This is a genomic window from Oceanisphaera sediminis, assembly GCF_039539745.1.
Lineage (GTDB): Bacteria > Pseudomonadota > Gammaproteobacteria > Enterobacterales > Aeromonadaceae > Oceanimonas > Oceanimonas sediminis.
Map to the genome: position 1 here is coordinate 19526 of NZ_BAABDS010000047.1, position 13676 is coordinate 33201.

Below are 13676 nucleotides of genomic sequence, written 5' to 3' on the forward strand. Positions count from 1 at the left end.
ATGGTCAATTTTGCGGGCAGCTTAACAGTTTAAAGGTGAAATTTTGAGCTGATTATCAAAATAAAATAAGAAAGTTCGTCGGTTAATTTGACTATATACAGCATGCTTAACTGCTCATAACCTCATTAACAGTGATCATTACAAGTTTCACATTACAGCAACTATCCAGGGTGACGTTGACGAACGACATGACTGCCGAATTTTCACTTGCATCCGACGCCAGTGTCGTTATAACGGCTGTTCTACTTCCATCCGGATAAGTGTGATGCGCCCTGTTTTTCCTGCTCTGTTCGTGCTGTTACTGGCCGGTTGTGTGGCCGCCCAGGGGCCGCAGCTCGAACTGGTGCCGGTGGCCGACTTCCCGTCCAGCCTGACGGAAACCTCGGGGCTGGCCCGCTGGCAACAAGGCTTTGTCAGCCATAACGACAGCGGCAACGACCCAGAGCTGTTTGTACTGAACGATGCCGGCAACCTCACCGCCCGGCACGCCGTGGCCTTTGACAATCATGACTGGGAAGACATTGCCGTGCACGAGAGCACCCTGTATCTGGCGGATATCGGCAACAACCGCGGCCGACGCCGGGATCTGCGCATACTGCCGCTCGTCGCCAACGGCAGGCATTTGATCCCGCAAACGCCGCTCGAAATCCGCTATGCCGAGCAGCACGAGTTTCAACCGCCCCGCCACCAGCACAACTTCGACGCCGAGGCGCTGACCTGGGTGGAGGGTGAGCTGTGGCTGCTGACCAAACGCTGGCTGGATCAGCACACGGCCATTTACAAGGTGCTGCCCACTGCCGGGAACACCTCGCTGGTGGAGCAACAGCAGCTGAACACCGACATGCTGGTCACCGGCGCCGATTATGATGCAGACACTCAAACCTTGCTGCTGGTCGGCTACAGCCGTAACTGGTTCAACCGCCGCGCCTGGCTGTGGCTGTATCCGGTGCGGGACGGCCGTGTCGATGAAGCCGGTGGCCGCCGTTTTATCCTGAGCCGCAGCGGTCAGTTTGAAGGCATTGCCCTCGGTCACGACGATGCCATCTACTTCACTCGTGAAGGGCACGCCACCAACCTGTTTCGCAGCCGACTGCCGCTGACAACCTTGCTGATCGACACGCCACACTGAGCCATTCCCCCTCGGCGTGATCAGCCGGAAAAGGCCGGCTCCTGGCTGTCGATGCGAATGCGCACCGCGTCGTGACGCCAGATTTCGCGATCGCAGTCGATGATTCGACCCTGTTGGTCGTAGTTGATGCGGGTTACCGCCAGCACCGGGCTGCCTTCGGCCAGACTCAGTGCCCGGGCTGCCTCGCCGCGCACGGCAGTCGGGCAGATATCAAACCGGGAGCGACCGTAGCGCAGGCCATACTGATGCTCATACAGCCGGGTCAGCGACTGGCTCAGATCCTGCTCGCCGATAGCGGGAAAATACTCGGGAATGAGATAGTGCTCGGTATAGAGCACCGGCCGCCGGTCGATACTGCGTAGCCGACAGATGCGCGTCAGCCGGCTAAGCGGCGCCAGCACCATGTCGGATACCAGCTCGGCCGGGGCCAGCACCGATTCGCAACTCAGCACACGAGTGGCCGCCACCCGCTGTTGCGCCGCCACCAGCGCATGAAAATGAGAGCGGCTGACCGGGTTGTAAACCAGCCGCGGGCGGGACACAAACCAGCCACGTCGCTCTTCCCGATAAATCAGCCCTTCTGCCTCCAGATGATGCAGTGCCTCTTTCACCGTGATGCGGGTGGTATCAAACAAATCAGCCAGTTCCCGCTCGGCCGGTAGCTTGTTGCCGGCGGTCAGCGCCTGACTGGTTAGTTGTTGCCGTAACGCCCCGATAATGGCGGCGCCCTGAGAGGTTCTTTGTTCGTTCATGCTCTTGGTATAGTCCAGATAATATTCATACCAGTGTCACATCGATTTATGACAGCAAAATGATCTGATTGCTGGACGAAGATACGGCAAAAACTCATTTTTCCGCCATAAAAGTGTCGTAACACTGTCACAAACCGGCTCTAACATCGGCTTCGAACCTGACCTAGTCCAGAGGATTGGAACCGATGAAGACCATACTGAAAACCTCAAGTCTGCTTGCCCTGGCCCTGAGTACCACCCCGGTACTGGCCACCGAACTCAACGAGCTGGAAACCAAGGCCCGCGCCGAAGGCAGTGTATACAGCGTCGGCATGCCCGATAGCTGGGCCAACTGGAAAGACACCTGGCGGGATCTGGGTGAACACTACGGCATTCAGCATCAGGATACCGACATGAGCTCGGCCCAGGAAATCGCCAAGTTCGCCGCCGAAAAAGACAATGCCACCGCCGATATCGGTGATGTGGGTGCCGCCTTCGGCCCCATCGCCGTGCGCCAGGGCGTTACTCAAGCCTACAAACCCACCACCTGGGATGAGATTCCCGACTGGGCCAAGGACGAAGACGGCCACTGGATGCTGGGCTACACCGGCACCATCGCCTTTATCGTCAACAACGAGCTGGTCACAAAAGCCCCCTCCTCCTGGCAGGACCTGCTGGATGGTGACTACCAGGTCACCGTCGGTGACGTGGGTGTTGCCGCCCAGGCCAACAGTGCCGTGCTGGCCGCCGCCTTTGCACAGGGCGGAGACGAGTCCAATATCAAGCCGGCCTTGTCGCTGTTTGCCGAGCTGGCCAAACAGGGCCGCCTGTCACCGGTAGACCCCAATATCGCCAACCTGGAAAAAGGGGAAGTGGAAATGGCGATACTGTGGGACTTCAATGCCCTTAGCTACCGGGATCAGATCGACCGCGACCGCTTCACCGTGGTGATCCCCAGTGACGGTTCGCTGATTTCCGGCTACGCCACCATCATCAACAAGTATGCCAAACACCCCAACGCCGCCAAGCTGGCTCGGGAATACATACTGAGCGATGCGGGGCAAATCAACCTGGCCCGCGGTTATGCCCGCCCCATTCGCAGCACCGTGACCCTGCCCGCCGATGTGCAGGAAAAGCTGCTGCCCAACGACATGTATGCCGCAGCGCGGCCCATTGCCGATCAGGATGCCTGGGAAAAGAGCACCCGTACCCTGTCCCGCCAGTGGCAGTCCGCCGTTCTGATCCACCAGCAGAGGTAAGCATGAACAAGGTCATACTCGTCGTTATCGACGGCCTGGCCTACGAGGTCGCCCGGGATTGCCTGGGCTACCTTCAGGGTCTGAACGAAGCCGGTCGTATGACCGGCTACCAGATGCAATGCGAACTGCCGGCGGTGTCCCGCCCCCTTTATGAATGCATTCTTACCGGAACCCGACCGGTGGACAGCGGCATACTGAACAACGACATGGTTCGCCTCAGCAGCCAGCAGAGTATTTTCTCTCTGGCGCGCCGGGCGGGGCTGACCACGGCCGCCGCTGCCTATCACTGGGTCAGCGAACTGTATAACCGGGCCCCTTACGATCCGGTGCGGGATCGCTTCACCCAGGACGCGGATCTGCCCATCCAGTACGGCCTGTTTTATTCCCGGGACCATTATCCGGACTGCCACCTGCTGCAGGATGCAGAAATTCTCCGCACCCGCTTCGATCCGGATTTTTTGCTGATCCACCCGATGAACACCGACGATGCCGGCCACAAGTTCGGTCTGGACTCGCGCCAGTACCGCAACAGCGCCCGCCGCTTCGATCTGCTGCTGGCCGAGTACCTGCCACGTTGGCTGGATGAAGGCTATCAGGTGCTGATCACCAGTGATCACGGCATGAACCGGGACCACAGCCACAGCGGTATTCTGCCGGAAGAGCGCAACATACCGCTGTTTGTGGCAGGCCACGCCTTCAGCCATGACGCCCAGGCGCGCCCCCGTCAGCTGGACTTGTGCGGCACCATCGCCAGCCTGCTGGGGGCAGAACACGACAAATCGATGTGCAAAGAGTTACTGAAATGAATAAACAGCTGACAGCCAATACCCAACCAGACACCGAGCTGGTGTCTGGCTTCTCTCGGCAGACAAGCAGATATGGTGATGATGTTTCGTCTACGTCAACCAAACCCGCCGCCTGGCGGCGCGGTCTGCCGCTGTTGTGGCTATTGCCCTTTGTGGGGGTGTTCGGCCTGTTTCAGCTGGCACCGATGCTCTGGGTGCTGATCAACAGCTTTCAGGCCGGCGGCAACTGGAGTCTGGCCAACTTTCAGGAAATCATCGACTCACCCTTCTATCGTCAGTCTTTCGGTAACAGCATCGATTTGGCCGTCTGGTCCAGCCTGCTGGGATTGCTGATCGCCTTGGTCGGCACCGCGGCGCTGCGTCAGGTACCGGGCAAGGTGCAGGATGCGGTGGTGGCCTTTACCACCATGGCCAGCAACTTTTCCGGGGTACCGCTGGCCTTTGCCTTTATCGTGCTGCTCGGCATGAACGGCGCCGTGACCTTGCTGCTGCGTGATGCCGGTTTGATCGACGGCTTCAACCTCTACTCCCGCAGCGGGCTCATTATTCTGTATACCTATTTCCAGATTCCGCTGGCGATACTGCTGCTGTACCCGGCCTTCGACGGCATTCAGAAAGACTGGCGCGAGGCCGCCGCCCTGCTCGGCGCCCGCCCCTGGCAATATTGGCTGCGGGTGGTACTGCCGGTGCTGACCCCGGCGCTGCTCGGCACCTTTATCATACTGCTGGCCAATGCCCTCGGGGCCTATGCCAGTACTTTTGCGCTGATGACCAGCAACTACAATCTGGTCACCATTCAGATCTCGGCCCTGGTCGCCGGAGACATCTTCCTCGAGCCCCAGCTGGCCGCCGCCCTGTCGTTGCTGCTGATGGTGTTGCTGGTGCTGGTCACCGCCGTCAATCAATGGATTATCAGCCGGAGTCGTTATGAATAACTCGTCCAGAGCCCCGCTGCCGGCCCGCCTGACCGTGGCCGGGCTGGTGCTGCTGCTGGCCACGCCCATCGTCATCACCCTGATTTATTCGCTGTCTGCCCAGTGGGGTGCCCATATTCTGCCCAGCGGTTTTACCCTGGACTGGTACCTGAGCCTCTGGTCGGACAGCCGCTTTCTGGCGGCCTTCGGTCGATCCTTGCTGGTGTGCCTGGCCGCGCTGCTGTTCAGCCTGCTGTTGATACTGCCGACTCTGTTCGTGGTGTTCTACTATTTTCCCCGGCTGAAAGGCGTGATGAATATGGTGATACTGCTGCCGTTCGCGGTGCCGCCGGTGGTGTCGTCGGTCGGGTTGCTGCAGCTTTATGCCGGCGGTCCCCTGCCCCTGATCGGTGGCCCCTGGATCCTGATCTTCTGCTATTTCACCATCAGTCTGCCCTTCATGTACCGGGCGCTGGCCAATAACCTGGAGGCCATCAAGCTGCCGGATTTGATGGACGCCGCTCATCTGCTGGGCGCCGGCACCACCCGTGCCTTTTTGCAGCTGGTGTTACCCAATATCAGAAACGGCCTGCTGGCCGCGCTGTTTCTATCTTTCTCTTTTTTGTTCGGAGAGTTCGTGTTCGCCAACATGCTGGTGGGCACCCGCTTCGAAACCCTGCAGGTCTACCTGTACAGTCAACGCACCAACAGTGGCCACTTTACCAGCGCCATGGTGATGTCTTATTTCCTCTTTATCGGCCTGGCGACCTGGTTCGCCCTGCACCTGCAAAAACGGAGCGCCTGATGCATTATCTGGAAGTCGCCAATCTGACCAAGTCCTTCAACCAGACCCCGGTGTTCAACAACATCAGTTTCGATATCCGCCAGGGCGAATTCATTACCCTGCTCGGCCCCTCGGGTTGTGGCAAGTCCACCCTGTTGCGCAGCCTGGCAGGATTGATCACCCCGGATCGGGGACAGATCCGGGTGTCGGGTGAAGACATTACCTGGCTCAAGCCACAGCAGCGGGGCATCGGCATGGTGTTTCAGAGCTACGCGCTGTTTCCCAACCTGACGGTGGCCGGCAACATCGCCTTCGGCCTCAAGATGCAACGCCTCAATGCCAAGGACATCAAGCGCCGGGTGGCCGAAGCGATAGCGCTGGTGGGGCTGGAAGGTCGCGAAGGCTATTACCCCGCCAGCCTGTCCGGCGGTCAGCGCCAGCGCGTGGCCCTGGCTCGGGCGCTGGTGGTGCGGCCGCGCATCCTGCTGCTGGACGAGCCGCTGTCGGCGTTGGATGCGCCGATTCGCAAACATCTGCGCGAGCAGATTCGCGCCATTCAGCAGCAGTTGAAGCTGACCACCGTGTTCGTGACTCATGATCAGGAAGAGGCGCTGACCCTGTCGGATCGGGTGTTCGTGATGAACAAGGGGCAAATTGTGCAGGCCGACACCGCCGAGGCGGTGTATACCCGCCCCGCCAACGACTTTGTGGCCGGTTTCATGGGCAACTACAATCTGCTTACTCCCGAGCAGGCACGACAGTTGCTTGGGCTAGACATTCGCGGCCGGCTGGCGGTTCGCCCCGAGTCCATTTATATTCGTGAACCCGGCCGCGACTACGGCCCGGCCATGACGGCGCCGATCACCGCCTCGGTCACCAGCCACCAACTGCTGGGCAATGTGATCCGCTATCGCATCCAGGCCGCCGGCTGCCTGCTGACGGTAGACAGACTGAACCGGGGCGCCGACGCCCTGCTGCCGACCGGCAGTCCACTGGAGCTGATATTCAACAGTAACGAACTGAAGGAAGTTGCCTGATGGAACTGGCCATTTTTGATTTGGATGAAACCCTGATTGCCGGCGATTCCGCCAGCCTGTGGCTGGCCTTTCTGGTACGCCGCCAGCTGGCCCCCACCGATATTCTGGAGCGGGAACACGCCTTGATGAGTGATTACTACCGGGGCCGAATGGACATGGATGCCTACATGGCGCTGACCCTGGCCCCCATTAAAAACTGGCAACAGCTGGATCTGGCACCACTGATCGACGAATTTGTCGAGCAGGACATACTGCCGCTGGTCTACCCCGCCGCGCTGGAGCGGCTGGCCTGGCACACGGCGCAGGGCCACCAACAGCTGATTATCTCGGCCACCGGCGAGCATCTGGTCAAACCCATCGCCCAGCGACTCGGGGTGGATCATGCCATCGGTATTCAGCTCGAATGTCACGACGGCGTCTACAACGGCCGTACGCACGGTGTGTACAGCTATCAACAGGGCAAGCTGACCCGGTTGCAAGCCTGGCTGGCCATGCAACCTCAAACGCCGAACATGACGTATGGCTACAGCGACTCGCTGAACGACCTGCCGTTGCTGGAATTCGTGCACAGAGCCGCCGTAGTCAACGGCAGCGAACGCCTGCTTCGCCTTGCCGCCGAACGGGGTTGGGAGAGGCTCAACTGGCATTTGTCATGATCGGGTACCAATGACTCCCCTGTCATATCAGTTTCATATAGTCGTCATACACTGCCGCCCATGATTAAAGCCAATGGTGCCCCGATGACGGTGATGACCTGTGTGAACGACTCCCTCGCCTCCCTGATAGTTCAGCGGCGACTGCATGCGGTATTCCAGCCTATTGTCGATACGCGACAAGGCCGGATATTGGGTCATGAAGCCCTGATCCGTGGCCCGGCAGGGCACAGGCTTGAATATCCCGGCGCCCTGTTTGAGGAGGCCCGGGTCACTGATATGCTGTCCGAACTGGATCTGGCCTGCCGGGAAGCCGCCATGCTGGCCTATTGCCGGTTGCAGCTGGAAGGCCTGCTGTTTATCAACGTCAACCCTAATGTGCTGCTCGACAAGCAGCACCCGCGGGGCTGGACCGGGCAGATGGCACAAGAGCTGGGCATTCCGGCCAGTCGCATCGTGATCGAGTTGTCCGAGCAGTATCCCATTCAGGATCCGGATGGCCTCAAGGTGGCCGTCGAGCGCTATCGGGAATTCGGCTTTCGCATCGCCATCGACGATCTCGGGGCCGGCTATTCCGGACTCAAGCTCTGGTCCGAAGTCCAACCCGACTATGTGAAGATAGACCGCTACTTCATTCAGGATATCGATCAGGATCCGATCAAGCGCGAGTTCGTGCAGAGCATCACCACCCTGGCGCGCGGCATGCAGTCGAGCATTATTGCCGAGGGTATCGAAACCCGGGAAGAGCTGCAGCAGCTGCAGCGCATGGGACTGTATCAATGTCAGGGCTATTATCTGGGGCGGCCCAGTGCCGCTCCCCAGTGTCTGCCACGCTCACCGAATACCGACGTTCCCCCCGGCCCCCTCAGCCGCCACAAGGAAACCGTGGCCATGCTGGCCCGTCCCGGGTGCAGCGTGCATATCGACGTCACCATTCAGCGGGTCTTCGAGATACTGCTCGCCAACAGCCGGCTGCAATCGCTGCCGGTACTGGAGCACGGCATGCCGGTGGGCATGCTGCGCCGGGAAAAAATCATGGAGCTGTTTTCCGGCTCCTACGGTCGGGCACTCTATGCCAATAAAAGTGCTCGTCATGCCATGGACAATCCGGTCATGGTGGACTGGCAAACCTCGCTGGAAACCGTCAGCGGCCTGATTACCGACGATGATGACATGTCGGCGCTGCCACATTTTATTGTGACTCGTCATGGCCAGTACTACGGCCTGGCCTCGGTACGCGATCTGCTACGCAACATCACCGAGCAGCGCCTGCTGCATGCCAGCTATGCCAACCCGCTGACGCTGTTGCCGGGCAATGTGCCCATTTACCGGGAAATTGACCACGCCCTGCAGCAACAGCGTGACTTTCATGTGGCCTATTTCGATCTCAATCATTTCAAGCCCTACAACGATGTCTACGGCTATGCCGAGGGCGACCGGGTCATACGGTGGGTTGCCCGGCTGTTTCAGGAAATCGTCGTCGGTGCCGGCCAGTTTCTTGGTCATGTAGGAGGCGATGACTTCGTGGCGGTGTTCGATCAGCGCTGCGACTGGCAAGCCTTGTGCGAACAAGTACTGCAACGCTTCGATCGAGAGATACCGAGGTTCTACCGGGCCGAAGACAAGCTCCGCCAGGGCATATTCGCCACCGCCCGTAATGGTGAACCGCAATTTTATCCCCTGCTGGGGCTGGCCATCGGGGTGGTGGCGCCGGATGCTCAATACTGCCATTCCCATCACGACGTGGCGGCACTGGCCAGCGATGCCAAGCATCAGGCCAAGCAGCATCCTCACAGCCACTGCCTGCTGAGTACACGACGCGCACCAGGCTGACATCACTGCCATTCCGTGATTCCCTCGCGCTGGCACAATAAATCAAGCGGTTGTTTTTTATACAAAAACAGCCGTTTTTTGCTTACCTCGTCGTACCCTCCACACATTTCAGAAACTTTTACTGCTCATTAACAAAACATTTTTTTCTTTGTGCTAATACTCTAAGGGAGCATGCGTTTTTATGCCTTTTGGTAATCAAAGCTATCAACTCGAAAAGACACAAGAGGAAGTGACATATGACAGGCAAAGGAAGAACGGCTTTTCTGGTGGCGGCGACCCTGACCGCAGGACTGTCTCAGGCCCAGGCGGCCACCCTGGATTCCGTCAAGGAACGGGGGATGCTCAAATGCGGGGTCAACAGCGGTCTGGCCGGTTTTTCTATCCCGGATGACAAGGGGGTATGGAAGGGTCTGGATGTGGATTTGTGTCGGGGCATGGCCGCCGCCATTTTCAACGATGCCGGCAAGGTGCAGTTTATTCCGCTCAACGCCAAGGAACGTCTGACGGCCCTGCAGTCGGGCGAAATCGACGTACTGTCCCGCAATACCACCTGGACCTCGAGCCGGGATACCGAACTGGGCGTCAACTTCACCGGGGTCAACTATTACGACGGCCAGGGCTTTCTGATCAACAAGGGCCTGGGGGTCACCAGCGCCAGGGAACTGGATGGCGCCGCCATCTGTATCCAGTCGGGTACGACCACCGAGCTGAACGTGGCCGATTACTTCCGCAAGCACGATATCAGCTATACCGCCGTGGTGTTCGATACCTCGGATCAGACGGTACAGGGGCTGGAAGCCGGCCGTTGTGATGTGCTGACCTCGGATTTGTCCCAGCTTTATGCCCTGCGCACCAAGTTGTCCAAGCCGGACGAGGCGGTGGCGCTGCCGGAAGTGATTTCCAAGGAGCCACTGGGGCCCTCGGTACGCCAGGGCGACGATCAATGGTTCAACGTGGTCAAGTGGACCCATTTTGCCATGGTCAACGCCGAAGAGCTGGGTATCACCAAGGCCAACGTGGACAGCATGAAAGGCGGTAACAACCAGGATGTGCGTCGTCTGCTGGGGGAAGACAGCGACTTCGGCAAGGGCATGGGGCTGCCGAAAGACTGGGCGTATCGCATCATCAAGCAGGTCGGCAACTATGGTGAGGTGTTCGAAACCAACGTCGGCCAGGACTCTCCGCTGAAAATCGAGCGCGGCCTGAACGCACTATGGACCGAAGGCGGCCTGCAATACGCACCGCCGATCCGCTAACCAGGCTTCATCGCCGGCAGGCACACCTTGCCGGCGATGTTTTTTTATCAGGCACCCTGAGTACCTTGTTAGAAAATGGGGCTGCGCCGAGGCGTCGCCCACCTTGCTCACCACTTCGAGGATTGGGCTTATGTCCTCATCGGCGAATCATGATGTTAAATTCTGGCGGGATCCGGCCAAACGCGCCCTGCTGTTTCAGGTGATATTGCTCGCCATTGTGGCCGGTTTCATCTGGTTTATTGTCAACAATACCCTGTCCAACCTGAGCACTCGCGGCATTACCACCGGCTTCGGCTTTCTCGATGATCCGGCCGGTTTTGCCATCGCCCAGTCGCTTATCCCCTACAGTGAAGTCGATACCTACGGCCGCACCTTCGTGGTGGGTCTGCTCAACACCTTGCTGGTGTCTTTTCTCGGCATCATCGGCGCCACCATACTCGGCTTTATCATCGGTGTGGCCCGGTTGTCGCCCAACTGGCTGATCTCCCGACTGGCTTCTGCCTATGTCGAGCTGTTTCGCAATATTCCCCTGCTGCTGCAGATGTTTTTCTGGTATTTCGCCGTGCTGCGCACCCTGCCCAGCCCGCGCGACAGCCTGAATATCAATGACAGCATCTTTCTCAACGTGCGCGGTCTCTATCTGCCCGAGCCGCTGCCCAATGCCGGCTTTCACTGGATCTGGGTGGCGCTGCTGCTGGCCATGGCGGTCACCGTCTGGCTGGTTCGTTTCAATCGTCGCCGTCAGGAAGCCACCGGTCTTCGCTTTCCCGCCGGCTGGATCTCATTGGGGCTGATTATCGGCCTGCCCCTGCTGACCTTCGTGCTACTCGGGGCTCCGCTGGACTGGGGCTATCCGGAACTGCGCGGCTTCAACTTCCGTGGCGGCATGGCCATCATTCCCGAATTTCTGGCACTGTGGCTGTCGTTGACCATTTATACCGCCGCCTTTATCGCCGAAATTGTTCGCTCGGGCATTCAGGCGGTGTCTCACGGCCAGACCGAAGCGGCCCACGCCCTGGGCATCAAGGACAGCCTGACCCTGCGACTGGTGGTTATTCCGCAGGCGATGCGGGTGATTATTCCGCCGCTGACCAGCCAGTATCTCAACCTGACCAAGAACTCCTCGCTGGCCACCGCCATCGGTTATCCGGATCTGGTCTCGGTGTTCGCCGGCACCACCCTCAACCAGACCGGCCAGGCCATAGAGGTGATCGCCATCACCATGCTGGTGTACCTGACCATCAGTCTGACGGTGTCCTTCTTCATGAACTGGTTCAACAGCCGCATGGCGCTGGTGGAGAGATAATATGTTCAAAGATACCCTCACGCCGCAACGCGCAGCCCCCCTGGCCAGTACCGGGCTTATCGGCTGGCTGCGCACCCGGCTGTTTTCCGGCCCAATCAACAGCTTGTTCACGCTGACCGGGCTTTATGCGCTGTATCTGCTGCTGGTGCCCATTATCGACTGGGCCTTTATTCGGGCAGACTGGGTTGGCGGCAGTCGGGATGCCTGTGTCAGTGGCGGCGCCTGCTGGGTGTTTATCAGCAACCGGCTGCAGCAGTTTACCTACGGGTTTTATCCCTCGGATGAAATCTGGCGTATCAACCTGACCTTTGTGCTGTTTGTGCTGCAGCTGTTGTGGCTGACCCTGCCCCGCATGCCCGCCAAGATGTGGCTGGCGCCGTTTATGGTGCTGGTGTTTCCCTTTATCGCCTACCTGCTGCTCTATGGTGGCTGGTTCGGGCTGACAGTGGTGCCCACCCATCAGTGGGGCGGGCTCACGCTGACGCTGATCCTGGCCATCGTCGGCATTATCGCCGCCCTGCCCATCGGTACCCTGCTGGCCCTGGGCCGACGATCGCAGATGCCGATTGTACGCAGCCTGTCGGTGGTGTTTATCGAGTTCTGGCGCGGGGTACCGCTGATTACCGTGCTGTTCATGTCGTCGGTGATGCTGCCGCTGTTCGTGCCCGAAGAGCTGTCTCTGGACAAGCTGATTCGGGCCATGATCGGCATCATCTTCTTTCAGTCCGCCTACATGGCGGAAGTGGTGCGCGGTGGCCTGCAGGCCATTCCCAAGGGCCAGAGCGAAGCGGCCTCGGCACTGGGTCTGAACTACGGCAAGACCATGCTGCTGATCGTGCTGCCCCAGGCGCTCAAGATGATGATACCGGGTATCGTCAACACCTTTATCGCCCTGTTCAAGGACACCAGTCTGGTGCTGATCATCGGTCTGTTCGACCTGCTGGCCATCGTGCAGGCCGGTCTGGCCGATCCTAACTGGCTGGGTTATGCCACCGAAGGCTATGTGTTTGCGGCGCTGGTGTTCTGGGTATTCTGTTATGGCATGTCCAAATACAGCCAACACCTGGAACGCAAGCTGCACACCGGTCACAAGAAACGCTAGTTATTGGAGTGGAAGAATGGAAACACAAAACAAGGAAGCCATGGTCACCCTGCGCGGCGTCAACAAATGGTACGGCGACTTTCATGTGCTGCGCGATATCGATCTGACCGTTGCCAAGGGTGAGCGTATTGTCATTTGCGGCCCTTCGGGCTCGGGCAAGTCGACCCTGATCCGCTGCATCAATCGGCTGGAAGAGCACCAACAGGGAGACATCATCGTCAAGGACACGCCGCTGACCAACGACGTCAAGCATATCGAAACCATCCGCCGGGAAGTGGGCATGGTGTTTCAGCACTTCAACCTGTTTCCCCACCTGACGGTGCTGGAAAACTGTACTCTGGCCCAAATGTGGGTGCGCAAGACCCCGAAAAAAGAAGCCGAAGCAGTGGCGATGGCACTGCTGACCCGGGTCAAGATTCAGGAGCAGGCCAAAAAGTATCCGGGGCAACTGTCCGGCGGCCAGCAGCAACGGGTGGCCATTGCGCGCAGCCTGTGCATGAACCCGGAAATCATGCTGTTTGATGAGCCCACCTCGGCGCTGGATCCGGAGATGATCAAGGAAGTGCTGGATGTGATGATCGAACTGGCGGAAGAAGGCATGACCATGATGTGCGTGACCCACGAGATGGGCTTCGCCCGTACCGTGGCCGACCGGGTGATATTCATGGACGAGGGACAAATCATCGAAGAAAACGATCCCGAAACCTTCTTCCATCACCCCGAGTCGGAGCGCACCAAGCTGTTTTTAAGCCAGATTCTGGGGCATTGAAATTAGGGATTAGGGATTGGGGGTTCTAGGGAGCGTTCTCAATCATGCCAGCCATATCACCGTTGATACGAGGCTGAGCATGGCGGTGTAGTGTTTC

Annotated in this window: 13 protein-coding genes; 12 read left to right on the forward strand and 1 reads right to left on the reverse strand. The window is 58.9% G+C overall.

Annotation, left to right across the window (positions count from 1 at the left end):
• Window positions 1–265: 265 nt before the first annotated feature.
• Window positions 266–1129, forward strand: a complete 864-nt coding sequence (locus ABD827_RS16830) for a hypothetical protein (protein WP_344965842.1) — start codon at window positions 266–268, stop codon at window positions 1127–1129.
• A 20-nt stretch (window positions 1130–1149) separates the two neighbouring features.
• Here ABD827_RS16830 and ABD827_RS16835 read toward each other — a convergent pair whose 3' ends face one another.
• On the reverse strand, window positions 1150–1881 hold the full coding sequence (locus ABD827_RS16835) for a UTRA domain-containing protein (RefSeq protein WP_344965843.1): 732 nt from the start codon (window positions 1879–1881) through the stop codon (window positions 1150–1152).
• Between the two features lie 185 nt (window positions 1882–2066).
• Here ABD827_RS16835 and ABD827_RS16840 point away from each other — a divergent pair, with 185 nt between their 5' ends.
• The 11 genes from ABD827_RS16840 to ABD827_RS16890 all read left to right on the forward strand — a co-directional run bounded on the left by ABD827_RS16840 (window position 2067) and on the right by ABD827_RS16890 (window position 13579).
• A complete protein-coding gene (locus ABD827_RS16840) occupies window positions 2067–3119 on the forward strand; it encodes an ABC transporter substrate-binding protein (RefSeq protein WP_344965844.1) in 1053 nt (350 codons plus the stop codon).
• Window positions 3120–3121: 2 nt separating this feature from the next.
• Complete coding sequence (locus ABD827_RS16845; RefSeq protein ID WP_344965845.1) at window positions 3122–3925, forward strand: alkaline phosphatase family protein; 804 nt, start codon at window positions 3122–3124, stop codon at window positions 3923–3925.
• Window positions 3922–4860, forward strand: a complete 939-nt coding sequence (locus tag ABD827_RS16850) for an ABC transporter permease (protein WP_344965846.1) — start codon at window positions 3922–3924, stop codon at window positions 4858–4860. Before ABD827_RS16845 ends, ABD827_RS16850 begins: the two co-directional genes overlap by 4 nt.
• A complete protein-coding gene (locus ABD827_RS16855; protein WP_344965847.1) occupies window positions 4853–5644 on the forward strand; it encodes an ABC transporter permease in 792 nt (263 codons plus the stop codon). Before ABD827_RS16850 ends, ABD827_RS16855 begins: the two co-directional genes overlap by 8 nt.
• Window positions 5644–6660, forward strand: a complete 1017-nt coding sequence (locus ABD827_RS16860; RefSeq protein ID WP_344965849.1) for an ABC transporter ATP-binding protein — start codon at window positions 5644–5646, stop codon at window positions 6658–6660. The genes ABD827_RS16855 and ABD827_RS16860 overlap by 1 nt, the downstream gene beginning before the upstream one ends.
• Complete coding sequence (locus tag ABD827_RS16865) at window positions 6660–7316, forward strand: HAD family hydrolase (protein ID WP_344965850.1); 657 nt, start codon at window positions 6660–6662, stop codon at window positions 7314–7316. Before ABD827_RS16860 ends, ABD827_RS16865 begins: the two co-directional genes overlap by 1 nt.
• A 60-nt stretch (window positions 7317–7376) precedes the next feature.
• Window positions 7377–9146, forward strand: coding sequence for an EAL domain-containing protein (locus ABD827_RS16870; RefSeq protein WP_344965851.1), 1770 nt, complete (start codon window positions 7377–7379; stop codon window positions 9144–9146).
• A gap of 236 nt (window positions 9147–9382) precedes the next feature.
• A complete protein-coding gene (locus ABD827_RS16875) occupies window positions 9383–10402 on the forward strand; it encodes an amino acid ABC transporter substrate-binding protein (protein ID WP_344965852.1) in 1020 nt (339 codons plus the stop codon).
• A gap of 130 nt (window positions 10403–10532) precedes the next feature.
• Window positions 10533–11708, forward strand: coding sequence for an amino acid ABC transporter permease (locus tag ABD827_RS16880; protein WP_344965853.1), 1176 nt, complete (start codon window positions 10533–10535; stop codon window positions 11706–11708).
• A 1-nt stretch (window position 11709) separates the two neighbouring features.
• Entirely contained in the window at window positions 11710–12810 is a 1101-nt protein-coding gene (locus tag ABD827_RS16885) for an amino acid ABC transporter permease (RefSeq protein WP_344965854.1), read from the forward strand.
• Window positions 12811–12826: 16 nt separating this feature from the next.
• On the forward strand, window positions 12827–13579 hold the full coding sequence (locus ABD827_RS16890) for an amino acid ABC transporter ATP-binding protein (protein WP_425568014.1): 753 nt from the start codon (window positions 12827–12829) through the stop codon (window positions 13577–13579).
• Window positions 13580–13676: the final 97 nt, after the last annotated feature.

Bases quoted from the DNA above. Each gene is read 5' to 3' on its own strand.
- ABD827_RS16830 (WP_344965842.1), top strand. From the start codon at position 266: ATGCGCCCTGTTTTTCCTGCTCTGTTCGTGCTGTTACTGGCCGGTTGT.
- ABD827_RS16835 (WP_344965843.1), bottom strand. From the start codon at position 1,881: ATGAACGAACAAAGAACCTCTCAGGGCGCCGCCATTATCGGGGCGTTA.
- ABD827_RS16840 (WP_344965844.1), top strand. From the start codon at position 2,067: ATGAAGACCATACTGAAAACCTCAAGTCTGCTTGCCCTGGCCCTGAGT.
- ABD827_RS16845 (WP_344965845.1), top strand. From the start codon at position 3,122: ATGAACAAGGTCATACTCGTCGTTATCGACGGCCTGGCCTACGAGGTC.
- ABD827_RS16850 (WP_344965846.1), top strand. From the start codon at position 3,922: ATGAATAAACAGCTGACAGCCAATACCCAACCAGACACCGAGCTGGTG.
- ABD827_RS16855 (WP_344965847.1), top strand. From the start codon at position 4,853: ATGAATAACTCGTCCAGAGCCCCGCTGCCGGCCCGCCTGACCGTGGCC.
- ABD827_RS16860 (WP_344965849.1), top strand. From the start codon at position 5,644: ATGCATTATCTGGAAGTCGCCAATCTGACCAAGTCCTTCAACCAGACC.
- ABD827_RS16865 (WP_344965850.1), top strand. From the start codon at position 6,660: ATGGAACTGGCCATTTTTGATTTGGATGAAACCCTGATTGCCGGCGAT.
- ABD827_RS16870 (WP_344965851.1), top strand. From the start codon at position 7,377: ATGATTAAAGCCAATGGTGCCCCGATGACGGTGATGACCTGTGTGAAC.
- ABD827_RS16875 (WP_344965852.1), top strand. From the start codon at position 9,383: ATGACAGGCAAAGGAAGAACGGCTTTTCTGGTGGCGGCGACCCTGACC.
- ABD827_RS16880 (WP_344965853.1), top strand. From the start codon at position 10,533: ATGTCCTCATCGGCGAATCATGATGTTAAATTCTGGCGGGATCCGGCC.
- ABD827_RS16885 (WP_344965854.1), top strand. From the start codon at position 11,710: ATGTTCAAAGATACCCTCACGCCGCAACGCGCAGCCCCCCTGGCCAGT.
- ABD827_RS16890 (WP_425568014.1), top strand. From the start codon at position 12,827: ATGGAAACACAAAACAAGGAAGCCATGGTCACCCTGCGCGGCGTCAAC.